General features: G+C 70.8%; 18 protein-coding genes. 6 read left to right on the top strand and 12 right to left on the bottom strand.

Annotation, left to right across the window (positions count from 1 at the left end; translation table 11 throughout):
* Nucleotides 1-9 precede the first annotated feature (9 nt).
* The 10 genes from ACWDX9_RS12165 to ACWDX9_RS12120 all read right to left on the bottom strand — a co-directional run bounded on the left by ACWDX9_RS12165 (nt 10) and on the right by ACWDX9_RS12120 (nt 11073).
* Nucleotides 10-1041 carry an ABC transporter ATP-binding protein gene (locus ACWDX9_RS12165; RefSeq protein ID WP_449952281.1) on the bottom strand — a complete coding sequence of 344 codons (1032 nt, stop codon included), beginning with the start codon at nt 1039-1041 and terminating at the stop codon, nt 10-12.
* A complete protein-coding gene (locus ACWDX9_RS12160) occupies nt 1038-1889 on the bottom strand; it encodes an ABC transporter permease (protein WP_449952278.1) in 852 nt (283 codons plus the stop codon). Before ACWDX9_RS12160 ends, ACWDX9_RS12165 begins: the two co-directional genes overlap by 4 nt.
* Nucleotides 1886-2305 carry a TOBE domain-containing protein gene (locus tag ACWDX9_RS12155; RefSeq protein ID WP_355206873.1) on the bottom strand — a complete coding sequence of 140 codons (420 nt, stop codon included), beginning with the start codon at nt 2303-2305 and terminating at the stop codon, nt 1886-1888. The genes ACWDX9_RS12160 and ACWDX9_RS12155 overlap by 4 nt, the downstream gene beginning before the upstream one ends.
* 245 nt (nt 2306-2550) lie before the next feature.
* Nucleotides 2551-4704: an RNA polymerase recycling motor ATPase HelR gene (helR, locus tag ACWDX9_RS12150; protein ID WP_449952275.1), complete on the bottom strand. Its 2154-nt coding sequence runs from the start codon at nt 4702-4704 to the stop codon at nt 2551-2553.
* Between the two features lie 74 nt (nt 4705-4778).
* Complete coding sequence (locus tag ACWDX9_RS12145) at nt 4779-6008, bottom strand: glycosyltransferase (protein ID WP_449952272.1); 1230 nt, start codon at nt 6006-6008, stop codon at nt 4779-4781.
* Between the two features lie 154 nt (nt 6009-6162).
* On the bottom strand, nt 6163-6570 hold the full coding sequence (locus ACWDX9_RS12140; RefSeq protein ID WP_449952270.1) for a DUF6461 domain-containing protein: 408 nt from the start codon (nt 6568-6570) through the stop codon (nt 6163-6165).
* Nucleotides 6571-6605: 35 nt separating this feature from the next.
* Nucleotides 6606-8756: a peptidase domain-containing ABC transporter gene (locus tag ACWDX9_RS12135; RefSeq protein ID WP_449952267.1), complete on the bottom strand. Its 2151-nt coding sequence runs from the start codon at nt 8754-8756 to the stop codon at nt 6606-6608.
* Nucleotides 8757-8816: 60 nt separating this feature from the next.
* On the bottom strand, nt 8817-9854 hold the full coding sequence (locus tag ACWDX9_RS12130) for a TIGR04500 family putative peptide maturation system protein (RefSeq protein WP_449952264.1): 1038 nt from the start codon (nt 9852-9854) through the stop codon (nt 8817-8819).
* Nucleotides 9844-10848: an MvdC/MvdD family ATP grasp protein gene (locus ACWDX9_RS12125; protein ID WP_449952261.1), complete on the bottom strand. Its 1005-nt coding sequence runs from the start codon at nt 10846-10848 to the stop codon at nt 9844-9846. The genes ACWDX9_RS12130 and ACWDX9_RS12125 overlap by 11 nt, the downstream gene beginning before the upstream one ends.
* Nucleotides 10849-10935: 87 nt before the next feature.
* Nucleotides 10936-11073: a hypothetical protein gene (locus ACWDX9_RS12120; protein ID WP_350733660.1), complete on the bottom strand. Its 138-nt coding sequence runs from the start codon at nt 11071-11073 to the stop codon at nt 10936-10938.
* 163 nt (nt 11074-11236) lie between these two features.
* Between ACWDX9_RS12120 and ACWDX9_RS12115 the strand changes: the two genes are divergently transcribed.
* From ACWDX9_RS12115 to ACWDX9_RS12095, 5 genes are all read left to right on the top strand, one after another.
* Nucleotides 11237-11830, top strand: a complete 594-nt coding sequence (locus tag ACWDX9_RS12115) for a hypothetical protein (protein ID WP_449952258.1) — start codon at nt 11237-11239, stop codon at nt 11828-11830.
* A gap of 30 nt (nt 11831-11860) precedes the next feature.
* A complete protein-coding gene (locus ACWDX9_RS12110) occupies nt 11861-12151 on the top strand; it encodes a class I SAM-dependent methyltransferase (RefSeq protein ID WP_449952255.1) in 291 nt (96 codons plus the stop codon).
* 270 nt (nt 12152-12421) lie between these two features.
* Nucleotides 12422-13153: a hypothetical protein gene (locus tag ACWDX9_RS12105; protein ID WP_449952253.1), complete on the top strand. Its 732-nt coding sequence runs from the start codon at nt 12422-12424 to the stop codon at nt 13151-13153.
* Nucleotides 13154-13671: 518 nt separating this feature from the next.
* Nucleotides 13672-14106 (top strand): hypothetical protein, encoded by a 435-nt coding sequence (locus tag ACWDX9_RS12100; protein WP_449952251.1) that lies wholly within the window; start codon nt 13672-13674, stop codon nt 14104-14106.
* Nucleotides 14106-14465: a hypothetical protein gene (locus ACWDX9_RS12095; RefSeq protein WP_449952249.1), complete on the top strand. Its 360-nt coding sequence runs from the start codon at nt 14106-14108 to the stop codon at nt 14463-14465. The genes ACWDX9_RS12100 and ACWDX9_RS12095 overlap by 1 nt, the downstream gene beginning before the upstream one ends.
* A gap of 91 nt (nt 14466-14556) precedes the next feature.
* Here ACWDX9_RS12095 and ACWDX9_RS12090 read toward each other — a convergent pair whose 3' ends face one another.
* Nucleotides 14557-15738 (bottom strand): MFS transporter, encoded by a 1182-nt coding sequence (locus ACWDX9_RS12090; protein ID WP_449952247.1) that lies wholly within the window; start codon nt 15736-15738, stop codon nt 14557-14559.
* 68 nt (nt 15739-15806) lie between these two features.
* Between ACWDX9_RS12090 and ACWDX9_RS12085 the strand changes: the two genes are divergently transcribed.
* Nucleotides 15807-16796, top strand: coding sequence for an ArsR/SmtB family transcription factor (locus ACWDX9_RS12085; protein ID WP_449952244.1), 990 nt, complete (start codon nt 15807-15809; stop codon nt 16794-16796).
* A 3-nt stretch (nt 16797-16799) separates the two neighbouring features.
* Here ACWDX9_RS12085 and ACWDX9_RS12080 read toward each other — a convergent pair whose 3' ends face one another.
* Entirely contained in the window at nt 16800-17336 is a 537-nt protein-coding gene (locus tag ACWDX9_RS12080) for an aminoglycoside phosphotransferase family protein (protein ID WP_449952241.1), read from the bottom strand.
* Nucleotides 17337-17709 lie beyond the last annotated feature (373 nt).

Below are 17709 nucleotides of genomic sequence, written 5' to 3'. Positions count from 1 at the left end.
CTCAAGCGTTCATGCCGGGTAGGCGTGGGTCTCGCCGGCCTTGACCGAGGCCCAGATCTGCTGGCCCGGGGTCAGGTCGAGGTCGGCCAGGGCGGCGGGGGTGATGGCGGCGAAGGCGGTGATCGGCCCGTCGAGGTGGACGCGGACGTTGTCGCCGTGCCGTTCGATGCCCTCGATGCGCGCCTCCCACAGGTTGCGCGGGCTCCCGTCCGGACGCGTCCGGTAGAGGGCCACGGCGGCGGGCGGGAAGGCGACGAACGCGGGCCCGTCGAGCCGTTCGGAGGTGTGCAGCAGCAGCTCATCGACCTTGACCCGCGCCCCGTCGGCCACGCCGCGATACAGGTTGAGCCCGACCAGGCGGGCGACGTAGTCGGTACGCGGGTGCCGGGCCACCTCGGCCGGGGTGCCCTGCTGGACGACGGCGCCGTTCTCGATGACGATCAGCCGGTCGGCCAGCACCATCGCGTCGAGGGGGTCGTGGGTGACCAGGACGGTCGCGCCGTCGAAGTCGGCCAGGTGACGGCGCAGGTGCGAACGGATCTCCAGCCGGGTGTGGGCGTCGAGGGCGGCCAGCGGCTCGTCCAGCAGCAGCAGGCTGGGCCGTACGGCCAGCGCCCGGGCCAGCGCGACCCGTTGAGCCTGCCCGCCGGACAGTTGGCGCGGCTTGGCGGCGGCCCGGTCGGCCAGGCCGACCCGCTCCAGCAGGACGGCGGCCGTACGGCGGGCCTCGGCCTTGGGGACGCCCTGGCAGCGCGGCCCGAAGGCGACGTTGTCGAGCGCCGTCAGGTGCGGGAAGAGCAGGTAGTCCTGGAAGACCATGCCGATCGGGCGCTGCTCGGCGGCCAGCGGGTGCAGGTCGCGACCGTCCAGGACGATCTCGCCGCCGGACAGCGCGACGAGCCCGGCCAGGGCGCGCAGCGCGGTCGTCTTGCCCGCGCCGTTGGGGCCGAGCAGCGCCACGACCTCGCCCGCGGCCACCTCGAACGCGATGTCGAGGGTGAAGGCGGGCCGGGAGACCACCAGATGGGCCTGCAGCGTCATGGGCTGCTCACCCACCGATCCCGCAGGCTGGCCAGGATGATCACGGAGACGGCCAGCAGGACGAGGCTGAGCACGATCGCCGCCTCCGGCTCGGTCTCCAAGGCCAGGTAGACGGCCAGCGGCATCGTACGGGTGGTGCCCGGGAAGTTGCCCGCGAACGTGATCGTCGCGCCGAACTCCCCCAGCGCCCGAGCCCAGCACAACACCGCCCCGGCCACCACGCCCGGCGCGATCAGCGGCAGCGTCACCCGCCGGAACACCGTCCAGCGCGAGGCCCCCAGCGTGGCCGCCGCCTCCTCGAAGCGCCGGTCGGCGCCGCGCAGCGCGCCTTCCACGCTGATCACCAGGAACGGCATCGCCACGAACGCCTCCGCGACGACCACCCCCGCCGTGGTGAACGGCAGCGTGATCCCCAGCGACGACTCCAGCCACTGCCCGACCAGCCCGCGCCGCCCCAGCACCAGCAGCAGCGCCACACCGCCCACCACCGGCGGCAGCACCAGCGGAACGGTCACCAGCGCCCGCACCACCCGCCGCCCCGGGAAGTCCACCCTCGCCAGCAGCCACGCCAGCGGCACCCCGAGCACCAGGCACAGAGCCGTCGCGATGGTCGCGCACACCAGCGACAGCCGCAGCGCCTCCAGCACCTGCGGCTCGGCCAGCCGCTCCAGCAGCGTGGACCACGGCGCGCGGACCAGCAGCCCGGCCAGCGGCAGCACCAGGAAGGCCAGGCCCACCAGCGCGGGCACGACCAGCATCCACGGCAGCCGCCCGGAAGCCCGACGGCCCGGACGACCGGCGGACCCGCCTTTCAGGTCCGCCCGGTCGGCGCGCTCGGGATCGGTCATGCGGACTGGCTGCTGCTCACGCGCTCGTGACCAGGGATCTCGACGACGACGTTGGTGGACTTGATCACGGCGACCGCCACCACCCCCGCCTCCAGGCCGAGCTCGTCGGCGGCCTGGCGGCTCATCAGCGACACCACCCGGAACGGCCCGGCGGCGATCTCCACCTGCGCCATCACCGCGTCCCGGATCACCTCGGTCACGATCCCCCGAAAGCGGTTACGCGCCGAGGAACGGCTGCCGCTCTCGATCTCCTCGACCTGGGCCCGGGCGAAGGCGGCCAGGTCGGCGCCGTTCACCTGGCGGTGACCGTGCTCGTCCCGCTCGGCCGCCAGCCGCCCCGCGTCCACCCACCGGCGGACGGTGTCGGCGCTGACCCCGAGCAGCGCCGCGGCCTCGCTGATCCGAAACGTCGTCATAGGCCCTCACCATACCTTTCGCACATTCGAGCCCAAGTACGGTTCAGCCATCGCATCCACGGCTGAGCCCGTCAGGGCCACGCCGTGAAGCCCTCGTGCCGGACGGTCCAGCTCCCGTCGCTCGGGAAGCCCGGGGGACGACGCCGAGGGCGCACAGCCCACCCGCCCCGCCGTCGTCTCGGCCGATCCACGAGTCGTCCAGCGCTCATCCACGTGCGGTGTCCTACCCTGGCCTCACCCCGAGGTCAGGAACTCGTGAGGATGACCAGCTGCTGGGTCGCCCGGGTCATCGCGACATAGCGGTCGACCGCTCCTTCGATGCCCTCGCCGAACGCCTCCGGGTCGACGAGAACGACCAGATCGAACTCCAGCCCCTTCGTCAGCTCCGGAGTCAGCGACCGCACGCGGGACGTCCCCTGGAACGTGGGGTCGCCGATCACGCAGGCGATCCCGTCGGCATGCGCGGCGAGCCAGGTGTCGAGGATCGAGCTCAGCTCCGAAACAGCCCCGTGTACGACGGGGACGTCGGTGCTGCGGATGGAGGTCGGCACGTTGGCGTCCGGGAGCGCGGCCCGGATGACCGGCTCGGCCGCCGTCATGATCGCTTCCGGCGTACGGTAGTTGATGCTCAGGGACGCCAGGTTGACGCGGTCGAGCCCGACCCGCTCCAGCCGTTCCTGCCACGACTCCGTGAACCCGTGCCTGGCCTGGGCCCGGTCCCCGACGATGGTGAAGCTCCTGGACGGGCACCGGAGCAGCAGCATCTGCCACTCCGCGTCGGTCAGCTCCTGCGCCTCGTCCACGACGATGTGCGCGAACGGGCCGGCGAGCTGGTCCGGTTCGATACCGGGTGATGCGTTCTCGTCGACCAGAGCGTCCCGCAGGTCCTGCCCGCGCAGCATCGTCACCGCGCCTTCACCGTCGTCATCGGCCTCGAGCAGGTTGTCGACGACCCCGGCCATGCGCTCGCGTTCGGCGGCGACGGCGGCCTCCTGCCGCCGCTTGCGCCGCGCCGCCTCCGGATCGCCGAGCCGCTGCCGCGCCGCGTCCAGGAGCGGCAGGTCGGACACCGTCCAGGCCTGGGCGTCCGCGCGCTGCAACCGCCGGACCTCGTCGGGGCTGAGCCAGGGGGCGCACATCCGCAGGTAGGCGGGTACCGACCACAGGTCTCCGACGAGGTCGGCCGCTTCGATCAGCGGCCACGCGCGGTTGAAGGTCGTGAGCAGCTCCCTGTTCCGCAGCAGCGACTTGCGGAGCAGGTCAGGTGAGATGTCCTCGTTGTCGTGCTTGTCCGCCAGGATCGTGAGCAGTTCCCCCCAGACCTGGTCGCGCGCCTCGTTGTGCGGGGTGCCGGGCTCCGCCGCCTCGAACGCCTCGGCCCAGTCCTCGGGGCTCAGCCAGATGTCGGACCAGTGGGTCGTGACCGTCATCCCCTTGGTGGGCGCGTTCTCGTAGAACCTGACGGCCGGCTCGATCGCCTTGACCAGGTTCGCGGACGACTTCAGGCGGGCCACGTCCGGGTCGGTCTCGATCGCCGCCGTGGCTCCCTCGGCGACGAGGTCCCGCAGGGTGCAGGTCTGTACGCCCTCCTCGCCGAGGCTGGGGAGGACGTCGGCGACATAGGCCAGGTACGGCTGGTGCGGGCCGACGAACAGCACGCCACCCCGGCGGTGACCGAGGCGAGGGTCGGAGTAGAGGAGATACGCGGAGCGGTGCAGGGCGACGACGGTCTTGCCCGTACCCGGACCGCCGTCGACGACGAGAGCGCCGCCGGATCCCGCGCGGATGATGGCGTCCTGGTCGGCCTGGATGGTGCCGAGCACGTCGCGCATCCGTGGCGACCGGCTGCCGCCCAGGCTGGCGATGAAGGCGGACTGGTCGTCGAGCGCGGCGTGGTGCCCTTCGAACCCGTCCGAGGTGAACACCTCGTCCCAGTAGTCGCTGATCCGCCCGCGGGTCCAGCGGTACCTGCGGCGGCTCGCCAGACCCATCGGGTTCCCGTGGGTGGCTCCGAAGAACGGCTCGGCCGCGGGGGAACGCCAGTCGAGCAGCAGCCGGCGGCCCTCGCTGTCCGTGAGGCCGAGCCGTCCGATGTACACGGGCTCGGGGTCGTCCGCGCTGACCATGTGTCCGAGGCACAGGTCCAGGCCGAAGCGACGCAGTGCGCGCAGGCGGGCGGACAGCCGGTGGATCTCCAGGTCCCGGTCCAGGGCCGCCCGCCCCTTTCCGCCGGGCGACTTGCGCTCGGCGTCGAGGCGGTCGGACAGCTCGGAGATCGACTGCTCAAGGCTCTCCGCGATGGCCGCGAAGTGCCGCTCGTCGCCGGCGATCAGCGCCGGGTCGGCCTTGGGGGCGAGATGCTCGGGCAGGTCGAACACGCTGGTGGTCTGGGGATTCACGTCATCAGCTCCGATGTGAGGTCGCTTGCGAAGGTCGGCGTCTGGACCGGCGTGACGAACCCGGTCGCCGGGGTTCACGCGGACCGCCTTTCCCTGCTGACCACGTCGAGCAGCAGCTTCGCGGCCACCGCCGCCCCGTCGGTGCGGATCGTGCCGGCCACGGCAGTCGCTCGTACGCGGGTCTCGGGGGCCAGAGCCGTCCTGAGCGCGGCCGGCAGGGACTCGGCGGTCGGAGCCGGACCGTCGTGTGCCGCGCCGATGCCCAGGTCAGCCACCCGACCCGCCCAGTACGGCTGGTCCGTCGCCTGGGGCACCACCACCTGGGGCGCGCCGGCCCGCGCGGCCGTCGTCGTCGTGCCCGCGCCGCCGTGGTGCACGACCGCGGCCACCCGGCCGAACAGTGCCTGCTGGTTGACCTCGCCGACCGCGAAGCAGTCGTCCCGGTCGTCGATCAGGGCCAGGTCGGCCCAGCCGCGCCTGACGAGCGCGCGGCGGCCCTGCGCACGGACCGCCTCGATGGCCACCCGGGCGACGTCCTTGGAAGCGTGCATGGGCATGCTGCCGAAGCCCACGTACACCGGTGGTTCGCCGGCGTCCAGGAACGCCACCAGCTCGGCCGGGAGCGGGCGAGCATCCGGCAGGATCCACGCGCCGGTCTGTACGACGTCGAGCTCCGGCATCCCCTGCCACGGATCCAGAGCCGGGTCCGTCGCCAGCCACGGCTGGTCGCCGATGACGTAGTCGCGGACGTCGTCCACCGGCGGCAGGCCGTTCGACTCCCGGCTGGTGTTGAGCGCCGCACCGAACAGCGCGTTGATGCTCTCGGCGTCCAGGTCCCACAGCATCCGGTTGTCGGTGACCTCCGGCGGGAACGGCCGGCCCTGATAGGCCAGCGGCGGGCGGTGCGGCGACGGCAGGGTGAGCTGCTGGAAGGTCACGGACACGGAAGGGATGCCCAGCTTCTCGGCCACCGACCGCGCACCGGCGGCGGCCGGCGTCACGCCGGTCGCCACCAGCACGTCACACCCCTCGGCCGCCGCGGTGACCGCGTCGAACTGGGCGGCGATCAACTCGGCCGCGCGCTCAGGCAGGGATGACGGCGGCGGCGCCGCGGTCGTCAGCGCACGCGCCGACTGTCCGACCGGCACCAGCTGCACGCCGACCCCGGCCAACAGCTGCGCGAACTCCTCGTCCGGCGGCGCGCACACCCGCACCTCCGCGCCGAGCTCCCGCAACCGCACCGCGAGTGCCGCCATCGGTTCGACGTCCCCGCGCGACCCGTACGTCGACAACACCACACGCACTTTCGCGTCCCCCATTTCCGCAGGTTCTGGCCTCGGCGGACGATTCTGCGGCATGACCCGGGTCTTGTGGCAAGCCCCCCGGTGCGCTATACGTTGAGAGTGGAAAGGCGCGGGTCTCCCCTTTCCCCTTCATCTCCCGCCACAGTCGGCGCCCTCACAGGTCGGTGGATCCGATCAAGGCCGGTCCGGCATAACGAGCGGGAGACAGGTGGACGCCCGTGGCGCGTTCGGCGAGGGCGAGTGCGCCGGAGACCGGATCATCAGGGACATCAGGCTGGTCACCGTCCATATCCATGCCGAGCGCTTCGACCTCCGCTTGGAGCCGGTCGGGGTCGGAACCTCTCCGGAGAGAGTACGCGTACAGACCGAACGTGGTGATTGATCGGCCGTCGACGCAGTAGGTGAAGCCGTCGTTCTTGATGGTCATGAACACCGCGGCTGCGACCGTGCCCACGGACAGCAGGCCGGCCTGGTCGTAGATGGCCCTCATCCAGCCGGACTCGACCAGGACGGTTCCGCCGGCGGCCGCATAGGCCGCGGTCAATGCCGTGGCACCGCTCATTCGTCCGCCTTCCGCGAGGAGCCGTAACCCGGTGATCATGGCACGACGAGCCGTGTCAACGGGGGTTGAGGGCCGGGCGACTGGTGCTGGTGCCGCACCAGGTAGGCGTAGTGGCCGTCGTGGGTCATGAGTTGGTGGTGGGTGCCGGCCTCGATGATCTGGCCGCGGTGCAGTACGACGATCAGGTCCGCGTCCTGGATCGTGGACAGCCGGTGGGCGATGATGACCTGGGTCTGGCCGAGCCTGAGCAGGTTGCGGCGGATGCGTTCCTCGGTGACCGCGTCCAGCGCCGCGGTGGGCTCGTCCAGCAGCAGGATGCGAGGGCGGTGGACCAGGGCGCGGGCCAGCGCCAGGCGCTGGCGCTGGCCGCCGGACAGCCGCGTACCGCCCTCTCCGACGTTGGTGTCGTAGCCCTGCGGGAGGCGCACGATCTCGTCGTGGAGTTCGGCCAGGCGGGCGGCGTGCTCGACCGCCTGGTGGTTGACGGGGGTGAAGCCCGCGATGTTGGCGGCGATGGTGCCGGAGAACAGGTGTGGCTGCTGGGTGACCACGCCCACCTGCCGGCGCAGCCACTGCCGGTCGAGTTCTTGCAGCGGGATGTCGTCGAAGCGGACCTGCCCGGCGGTCGGCTCGGTCAGGCCGATGAGGGTGCGGCCGAGGGTGGTCTTGCCGGATCCCGACGCGCCGACGATGGCGACCCGCGCGCCGGCCGGGATGCGCAGGGAGAGGTCGCGGAGCACCGGCGTACGGGCGTCGTAGCCGACGCTGATCTTGGTGACGGTGACGCTGCCGCGCAGCCCGCCGTCCGGACGGACGCCGCCGATGCGCTCCTGCGGCGTACCCATCAGGTCGGCGATGCGGCCCAGGTGTGCGGCGGCCAGTTGCAGCTGGTACACGATGCCCAGCAGCGACGCGAGCGGCGTGGTCGCGGCGACGGCGAGGGACACCAGGGCGAGCCGGTCGCCCAGCGTCCCGGAGGTCGAGGCGAACACGGTCACCAGCAGGCTCAGGTGGAGTGCGATCTGCAGGGTGGTGGTGGCGGTCTGGACCGCGGCCACGTGCCGGTCCCGGGCCGCCCCGGTGGTCAGCTCCTCCTCGTGGTGGACGCGCCAGCGGTCCGCCGCGGCCGTCTCTCCGCCGGAGGCCTTGATCGCCTCGATGCCGGCCAGGCTGTCGACCATGGTGGCCTGGGTGGCGGCGGTGGTGTGCAGGGCGGCGAAGGCCAGGTGCATGCCGCGGCGCGCGGTGGCCAGGACCACACCGGCCTGCAGCGCCGCCGCCGCGAGCGTCACCAGCCCGAGCCCGGGCGCGGCGATGATGAGCAGGGTCAGGTACGTCACCGCGGTGGCCAGGTCGAACAGGAAGGCCAGCGACTGTTCGGTGAGCAGATCGCGCAACATGGCCACCCCGCTGAGCCGGCTCAGCAGGTCACCGCTGGAGCGGCGCTGGAAGAAGCGGTACGGCAGCGCCAGCGTGTGGCCGACGAGCGCGCGCATCCCCTCGGCCGCCACCGAGGTCTGCAGCCGGATCAGCATCCGGGCGCGGGTCCAGGACGTCAGCCCGTACACGAGCACGACGCACAGCGCGGCGGCCGCCAGCGTCGTCGCGTCCATCGCCACCGGCCGGTCCACCACGAGTTTGGTGAACAGCGGCACGGCCAGCCCGAGCAGCTGAGCCGTCAACGAGGTCAGCAGCACCGCGACGATCAGCCCCCGGTTGGCCAGCGCGGGCGCCAGCAGCGGGCGCAGCACGCGCCAGGGCCGGGGCCGGGCGGCGGGGGTGAGCCCGGCGGGGGCGTCGGCCAGCAGGACCTTGCCGGAGTATCCGGCCTGGAACTGCTGCTGCGACAGTCGCCGCCGGCCCCGCGCAGGATCGATCACGGTGGCGCCGCGTGGGCCGACGTGCTCGACGACGACGAAGTGGTTGTTCTCCCACACGGCGATGAACGGCGCGGGCAGCGCGCGGAGGGTGTCGATCGGGGCGCGGCAGGCCCGTAACCGCAGCCCGAAGCGGGCCCCGGCCTGGATCATCTCGCGCAGGCTCACCCCGTCCACGCCCTCGGCCAGGTGCTCGCGTACTTCCGCCAGGCCCGTGCGGCGGCCCAGCGCGCTGAGCACCATGGCCAGGCAGGCGGCGCCGCAGTCACTGCGGGCCAGTTGCATCCGCAGCGGCACGCGGCGTCTCACCGCCGCACCTCCCCGATCCGGTACGCCATCTCCCTCACCGTCACATCCGCCCGATCGCGCTCAGAGCCAGAACCACTGGATCTCCGCGGTACGCCGCCGCTCGTCCAACCACGCCTGGAAGGCCGCGTCCCGCGCCGCTTCCAGCACTTCCGGCGCGTCAGGGTCGGGCGGGACGACCTCGTGGACCGCCCCGGCCAGATAACCGCCTTCGCAGGGAACTGGCCCGATCGCCGTTCCCTCGGCCGCCGTCCGCAGGGGCTCGGGCAGCCGGGGGGTGAGCGCGGTGGCGGCGTGCAGCTGCAGTCTGTGCCCGGGGAGTTCGAGGGCGGCCAGGGAACGGGCCGCGAAGTCCTTCACCGGACCCTCCGACAGGGCACGCAGCTCGTCGGCGTGCGGGCCGGTCACCCACACCGCGCGCCGCATCGTGAAGTCCTCCGGGTGCTCAGCCAGGTGGCGGCGGGCGGGTTCGCCGGCGAAGCGGTCGCGGATGCGGGCGATGATCGCCTGGGTACGGGCGTGGGTTCGGAACATCTCCGGCGACATGCCCGCCTCGGCCAGCCACTCCAGCGTCTGCGCCTTGCCGGTGAGCCCCCGGCGGCGGCGGAACTCGTCGGCGGCCGCCTGGATCTCGGCCTCGGTCGGCGACTGCAGGGCACCCTCCAGCTCGTTGAGCAGGATGCGGTGGTCCACCAGCCGCTCGTGGAGCTGCTGGTCGCGCACACCCAGGGCGCGGATGGTGGACAGCGCCACCGCGATGGACAGCCCGACCCCGTCCACGCTGAGGACGTTGGCCGCCGCCCAGTGGGTGGAGTGGTCCACCAGCCAGGGGACGCCGTCCTCCGCCTCCGCCGACAGCGCGACGGTGCCGCCCTCGGGGTGGTCGAGGAGCAGGTCGTAACCGACCCGGGTCGTCCCCGGCGGCTCGTCGACGACCAGTTGGGCGCGCAGGTGCGGCCGCGCGGCGGCCCAGTCACGCGCGCGCCGCCGCGCCTGGCCGACCTGGTCCTGCGCGGTCGGCAACCCCTGCAGGAGCGCGACCGCCCCGGCGAGGTCGTCGGCGAAGGAGGGACGGACGGCGGTGCTCTGGTCAGTGGGCATCGGCGGAGTCCTTCTGATCGGGGCCGGTGGTGGTGGCGGTGGTGAGCCAGTCGGCGATGGCGTCGCTGATGGGCATGCCGGTACGCAGCTCGACGAAGGCCCATTGGCCGTTGACGTTGAGCTCCAGGAAGACGTACCGGCCGTCCGGGGTCACGATGAAGTCCAGCGCGCCGAAGCTCAGGCCCAGCCCCGCCACCAGCCGGACACAACGGTCGGCGATGTCCTGCGGCAGGTCGTAGGCCGCGTAGCCCACCTTGGTGTCGTCGTAGTGCCGCCAGTCCACGGTGGTGAGCCGCGAGGTCTGGGAGTCGATGCGGGCGGCGAACACCTGCTCGCCCACCACGGTCACCCGCAGCTCGTACGCCTTGGGCAGGTTCGGCTGCAGTATCGCCGGACCGTGCCGGAGCCGGTGCCGCCCGGTCAGCCGCCGCCTGGGCACCGTCGCGGTGAACAGGTGACGGGCCTCCCCGTCCAGCGTGAACGGGTGGAATCCGAGCGTCTTGGTGATCATCCGCCCGCCGGCCTGGTTCCACAGCGGCACCAGGACCTCGGGATCGTTGGTCACCACCGTGTCGGCCACGGTCAACCCGAGCTCGGCGGCCCGGTACAGATGCAGGAGCTTGTTGTCGACGGCCGCGGTGTACTGCGGCGGCGCGGGCATCCACCGGGCCCCGACCATGAGGTCGTACGCGCCGGTGACAGCGATCTTGGCCGTGTGCTCGGCGAAGGCGCGCTGCGACGGCTCCGGAACCTCGAACGCGGCCGGCCGGTCGGGGCGCCGGTCCCACACCGCGCTCACCTTCGACAGGTCGTACGTCTCGCCCCGATAGGTCAGCACCTGGCGCCAGCGGCCGTCGAGACAGCTGGTGGTGAGGGTGGAGGTCCCGGGATAGTCGGCCTCGTCCCACCACAGCAGCGGCACGCCGCGCTCGCGCAGCTTGGGCAGCACGACGTGTATCGAGTCGTCGCGGTGGCTGCTGATGATCAATAACACAGTCGTTCGGTCCTTTGCTGTCGCAACAGCGGGGAGCCGCTTGACGGGCTCCCCGCTGCTCACCGGGCCGCGGTCATCGCGGTCGGATCACGTCTTCCAGCAGTCGCCCTTCTGGCTGGCGGTGCAGAGATAGGTGCTCCAGTCCGGTTCCATGCCCGCGATCACCTCCAGCTCCTCGCCGTCGAGCTCGGAGACACCGGCGGGAAGGTCCTCGATGTTCAGCATGCTGTTCACCCCCCTTCTGGTTGCGCAGGGCCGTGATCTACGACCCTGCGAGTGATCGTGGCGATCACGACTTGTGATCCACTGCAAAGGCGGCTGAAGCTGACTGCGAACGCAGGTCAGCACGACTGACATCCCGCGTCCGCGCGCTCTTAGGCTGCTCGCCATGGACGACGGTGGAACGTGTCTTCGAGCGGCGGACATCACTGCGGCGCTGGACACGGCGCTCACCGCCATGCGAGCCGCGGGTGCCGACATCGCCTACCGCCTGGGGGGCACGAGCGCGGCTCTCCTCCAGGGGGTTCGGCTTCCAGTCGGGGACATCGACCTCCTGGTGGCGCGGCGAGAGGAAGTGGATGAGTTCGGTGCCGCGCTCGCCTCGTTCCCCTGCCTTCACGCCGCCTCGTGGATTCCGGCGTCCGCGCAATACTTCGCCAGGTACGAGGTGCGCGGGGTCAAGGTCGAGATGAGCACCGTCGAGAGGCAGACCGACTCCGACGCGCTGGAATGCGTCGGTCGCGGCCCATGGCAGCACTGCGTGTGGATCGCATGTGGCTCGCACCAGGTTCCTGCGGTTCGGCTGGAACTGCGGTTGGCGACGGAGCTCGTACGGGACAGAGCCGACCGTTACGAACCCCTCCTCGACCATATGAGCGCGCAGGGATGCGACTTCGACCTGTTGCATCGGGCCATGAGGGGCCAGGGTCTGTCGGCGGAACGGCAGCGCCTGGTCTGGGATCGCCTCGCCCCGTCACGATGACCCGCACTCGGAGTGGTGCGTCATCGGCCCATGACGGATGAGGCCGGCTACCTCGTGGAGGTACGCCGGCACGACGTCGCCCGTTCCGACCCTCCCGATGAGGCGTTCGACCTCGTGCACGCGCGCCTGGTGCTGGTGCACGTCGCCGACCGCGAACGTGCCCTGCGGTCGATGATCGCGGCGCTGAAGCCCGGCGGGCGGCTCCTTCTCAAAGACGCCGACCCAGCGGCTGGCCAACCGGATCCGCGACGGGTTCCGCGCGATGCCGGCCGGGCGCGGCGCCGGCCTTGCGTGCGGAGGACCTTGATCACGGCCTCGTAGGCGTTGCCGTTCTGGACGGCGAATCGCTGGTTGTCGGCAAATGTGAATTAATCGGAACCAGCGTCATGGCATGTCTGACGACATGCAAAGAAACGCCAAAATATTTGCGCGACGACGCCTTCTTTAAAGGTATCGAATTTGACGGGTTATTGGGGTTCATTGAGGTGAATGAGATAATCCTTGCGGGTATGTACGCTTCTGTCTGAATGCCTACCGAGATGTGGGCGTCGGATTTCGCGTCGATTTATCCATGAATGGAAACGAGAGCACGTGAATACTGAAATTCGGCATTTGCCGACGCCGCGCAGCGCCCGTATCGCCAAGCTGGCTCTGGCCGCTGCGGCCACCGGTCTCATGTTCGTTCCGCTCGGCCAGGCCGTGGCGAGCGCGAGCGCGGGCTACGCCCCGACGCAGCCGGCCGCGGGCTGCGCGAGCGAGTGGGGCGTGTGCGACGTCCTCTGGTGGGGTCGCGAGGACAAGTCCGACCACGACGAGAAGTTCGAGCACGGTAAGAAGTTCGACCACGACAAGTTCGAGCACAACGAGTTCGAACATGAGAAGAAGTTCGAGCACGACGAGAACGAGCACGACAAGAAGTTCGAGCACGACGAGAACGAGCACGACAAGAAGTTCGACCGCGAGAAGTTCGAGCACGACAAGAAGTTCGACCGCGAGAAGATGGACCGCGACAAGAAGTTCGACCGCGACAAGAAGTCCGATCGCTTCAAGTTCGACCACGTCAGGATCGACCACCTCAAGTTCGACCATGACAAGAAGTTCGAGCAGGAGAAGAAGTTCGACCGCGACAAGTTCGAGCAGGAGAAGAAGTTCAAGCACGACGAGAACGAGCGCGAGAAGAAGTTCGAGCACGACGAGTCCGAGCACGACAAGAAGTTCGAGCACGACGAGAACGAGCACGACAAGAAGTTCGAGCAGGACAGAAAGTCCGAGCACGACAGGAAGTTCGACCACGACAAGTTTGACCACCACCACGACTGGTAAGTCGTAACGCACGGTACAAACCAAGGTGAGATGGCCCGCCCGGGGATGAGCTCGGCGACGACGTCCTCCGTCGAGACCGAGGGCATCCCCTGGCACACTGATCGGCGATTGAGTCGAAATCGCTCTCGGCCGCCCGAAAACGCGGGTGACAAAATGCCGTGGCAATTATTTGCCACGGCATTTTCGCTTGACGTCATCCGAGCCGGCGGAGTTCGGAGTAGCAGGCCGGCATCGACGACTCATCCTCCGGGGCAGTCGCTGTCTCCACCGCTGTACTCGGCGCAGTAGCCGGACGGCAGCGCAGTGAAGATCACCGCGGCCGCGGTCATCCAGGCGTCCATGCCCGCACGATCGCCCTTGGGATCCCCCAGGCCTGCGGCGATCGACTGCCAAAGGCACAGCGGAACCCGCATGCTCGACGCCCTCCGCCGCGAACCCACCCACCTGCCCGAACCGGCAGCCGCGCGATTCCCTGCAGGGAATCGCGGTGGCGCGGGGGAATCAGCACACTGCTGTGCATGAGCAACCCACTCGACATCAAGCAATGGGCCGACCGGTACGTCGCCCAGTGGAACGAACCCGATCCGGCCGCGCGGGCCGCGCTCATCCGCGAAATGTGGGCGCTTGACGGGGTCCAGGTGCTGGTCGACCCGCCGCAGGAGATCCGTGAGGCCGCCGCAGGGCTGGCGTTTCCGGTGCCGCCGCTGGAAGTCCGGGGTCACGACGCCTTGAACGCCAGGGTGACCCGTGCGTACGAGATGTTCGTCGCGTCGGGCGAGCACCTTTTCGAGTGCGCCGAAGAGGCGTCTTTCCTCATGCCCAACGTGCTCGGCATCCGGTGGTCGATGGTGTCGACCCACACGGGACAGGCCGTCGGCGGCGGCCTGGACATCCTCTCCCTGGACAGCGATGGCCGAATCCGTACCGACCACCAGTTCATCGGAGTGAATTGATGCGCTTCACCAGGATCACCCGCACGGAGGACGGCGGATCAGCGTTCGAGGACGGCGAGATCGCGCTGGAACACCGGCAGGTGGCCGACGGGGCGCCGGCCATGGCCGTCGGTGGGCTGCCGTCGAGAGACGGCGTGCAGTTCCTGCGCAGTGCCGCGTTCGACAGCACCGCGCACCCGGCGCCACGTGAGCAGTGGGTGGTGATGCTGCGCGGGGTGATCGAGGTGACGGTCAGCGACGGCGGCCGGCGGCGCTTCGGTCCCGGCGACCTCGTACTCGCCGCCGACACCACAGGAATGGGACACGTCACGACCGGCGTCGGCGACCCGCCGTTCGAGGCGCTGTTCATCCCCGTCTGACCGCCGACGCGAGCAGCCGTGGAGCGCTTCGTGCTCGGCCGCCGCAGACTTACCCGCTCCTCCCCGTGGAGGTCGCGCAGGCTCCGTCCGATCAGGTGGGGACGGCCGGCTGTCGTTCCTCGCGCCTGCCCAGCACCGCGAGGGTCAGGGTCACGGCGACCGACCCGAACGCCAGCACCGTCATCGCCACGGCCGGGGAGGTCAGTTGGGCCACCACGCCCGCGAGGGCCGCGCTGACGCCCTGCATGGTGGACATGCCGACGGAGTGCAGGCCGAGGGCTTGGCCCGCGAGGTCGTCCGGGGTGAGGGACATCAGGCGTTCCTGCAGGACCAGGCTCGCGCCGAAGCCGACGGAGGCGACGGCGACGGCCACGGCCGACAGTGCCGCTCCCGGCTGCAGGACGAAGAACAGGTACGGCGTCGCCAGCAGCAGACGCAGCGGGATCGCCAGCCGGGGGCGCAACGCGGGCGGCACCAGGCGGCCCACCGCCACGTCGCCCAGGAACATGCCCAGCGCTCCGCACGCGAACAGCGTGCCGGCGGCTCCGGGGGCGTAGGAGATGTAGAGCGACTCGCAGCCGACCACCAGGCCGTTGGGGATCCACAGGCCCAGGTACGTCAGGCTGCGGGGGCGCGAGGACCACAGGAGGGCGTTGGTGCGCCAGGTCGCCGAGACGGACAGGCGCCCGGAGGACCGCGGCGGGCGGGCCGTGAGGCCCAGGCGGGTGGCGAGGGCCGACATCACGTACAGCGCCGCCGCCAGGAGCAGGCACGTCCTCGGGGTCAGAAGCGTCAGCAGCGCGGCGCCCGTCGCGAACCCGGCCACCTGCATCAGCCCCCAGAGCATGTTGAACACCGAACGCCCCAGGACATAGCCGTCTTTCGACAGGATTTCGGTCAGCAGTCCTGAGCGTGCTCCCCCGCCCAGGGACGCGATCAGGCCCTGCGCCAGCACGACGGCGAAGACGGCCGCGATCGGCAGACCGGGCAGCGCCAGCACCGCCGTACCGGCCGCGAAGGCAAGGGCGAGGCCGGAAAGAATCGCGCGCGGGGGCAGGCGGTCGGCGCCCGAGAGCAGGAACATGGCCCCCGCCAACTTCGCCAGCTGCGGGCCGAACATGCTCACCGCCGACAGCAGCGGGGAGCCGGTGGCCTGGAAGACCAGCGTGCCGAGAGCCAGGGCGCCGATCGTCTGGGCCGCGGCGAAAGCGGCGTAAGAGAGCAGGAACGGGGTGAACTCCGGGGTGCGGAACAGGGTTCGATAGCTGCGCATACGTCGGAGTCTCGGAGCGGCCCGGGGGTCGTGTTTACTGTTTCGCCGACGCGCGAAAGGTGGAACGCATGGGCCTGTGGCAGATCGACACCGACGTCCTCGCCCGCAGCCGGTTCGTGCTCTCGCCGTTCGCCGAGACCTTCGCGAGCCTGAAGCTGCTGCACGCGGGGACCGGTGCCCATCCGGGTGAGGAGGCCTGGCTGCGCGCGCACCTGCCCGGCTACCGCGCGCGCCTCGCGGCCGACCCGGTGGCCGCGCCGCTCGTACGGGCGGCACTCGGCAGGTCCTGGATCGCCGACTTCTTCTGCCCCACCTCGTGCGAGGGGGAGAGTTTCGAGGAGACCGTGGCCCGGGTGCGGGCGGCCGGGGCCGAGGAGGCGCGGGCCAACCTCCGCGTGTCCCTCCGGGGCCCGCTCCCCGCAGCCCTGGAGCGGGACGACCTGCCCGAGCGGGCGACCGCGCTCCTGACGTACGTCTGGGAGGAGACCGTACGGCCGTACTGGGAACGTCGGCGGCGCGTCCTGGAGGCGGACATGGTCGCACGGACCGCGCGGGTGAGCCAGGGCGGATGGGCGGCCGTGCTGGACTCGCTGAAGCCGGGGACGCGGTGGGTCGGGGAGAGCCGGTTCCAGGTCAACCTGAACGCGTATCAGCCGCGGGAGATCGCCGCCGGGGCCGACCTGCTGTTCATGCCGGTGACGCCGAGGACCGGGTGGGTGTCGTGGGAGGGACGGGAGCGGTACGCCGTCGTCTATTCATGTCTCGGAGTGCTCGCCGAGGATCACGACCGGCGACCCGTCCCGGGCGGGCTCGGGGCGCTCATCGGGACCGCGCGGGCCGGATTGCTGGTGCTGCTGGGAACTCCCATGAGCACGACCCAACTGGTCGCCGTGACCGGTCAGGGGCTGGGCTCGGTGGGCCGGCACCTGCGGGTGCTGCTGGACGCGGGGCTGGTGGAGCGGCGGCGGGCCGGGCGGTCGGTGCTGTACGTACGGACGGCGGCCGGGGAGGTGCTCGTGGAGGCATCGGGGACCGGACCGGTGCCGGGCCTCGAGTGAGCCCTACGTTCGCCAGCCGTTGACGGTCAGGTCGGGGTCGGTGGCCGAGTTCAGCAGCCGCCGGGCCCAACCGTAGGTCATCGGAAGCCAGTTGAAGTCGTGATCCGGTCCGACGATGTCGGCCAGCTCGATCAGCTTCATCATCTCCACCACCGCGGAGAGCGGCTTGGCCACGCGCCATGCGCTCCGCATCCGTTCCGGAGCGACGGTGTCGGCCCAGGCGGCGAAGAAGGCGTCGAGGTAGGCCGCGGCGTCCGGTTCGGACGCGTCGTGCAGCCATGAGGCCAGGTCGAACAGCGGGTTCGTGACGGTGGCGAAGCTCCAGTCGTGCAACAGGATCTCGTCGTCGCGCACGACCACATTGCCCGGGTGGAAATCGCGGTGGACGATCGCCGCCGGGATGGCCGCCTCGTCCAGGCGCTCGGCGCACTCGACCAGATACGGCGTCAGTGCCTCCAGCCGGTCGGCCTCCTCGTCGGTCAGCGCCCGGTCCAGGTTCTTCGCAAGCTTGGGCGCCCGCCAGATGTCATCGCGGGCCATGGTCGACCGTACGCCGTCGGCCAGCGAGGCCGGGGTGAGCGGGACACACCCCGCGGCGATCAGCTCGTCCCTGCGTGACAGGCACCATGCCGAACTGCCAGCTCCATGCCGCTCCGCCGTGGACGCCCATGCGAGCGCGTATCGCGAGCACGACCCAGGTGTTGACCCCGACCCAGCCCATGGTGAGCGGCCCCTGGACGAGCCCGGGCACGGTCGCGCCCTTGAGCCCGAACGTGGCGCGACCGCAGTCGCGGGAATGGGCTGTCGAAAGGCACGCGGTCGGTCGGTCGCGCTCGGGCGCGTGATTCCCTCCTTGATGACGTAAACCACACAAGCAGGCGAGACTGTTCCAAATGGGGTGGATAATCCTCTA

The organism is Nonomuraea sp. NPDC003201 (genome assembly GCF_053590415.1).
Note: the sequence above shows the minus strand (reverse complement) of the source record. Positions and strands in the feature narration are given on the sequence as shown.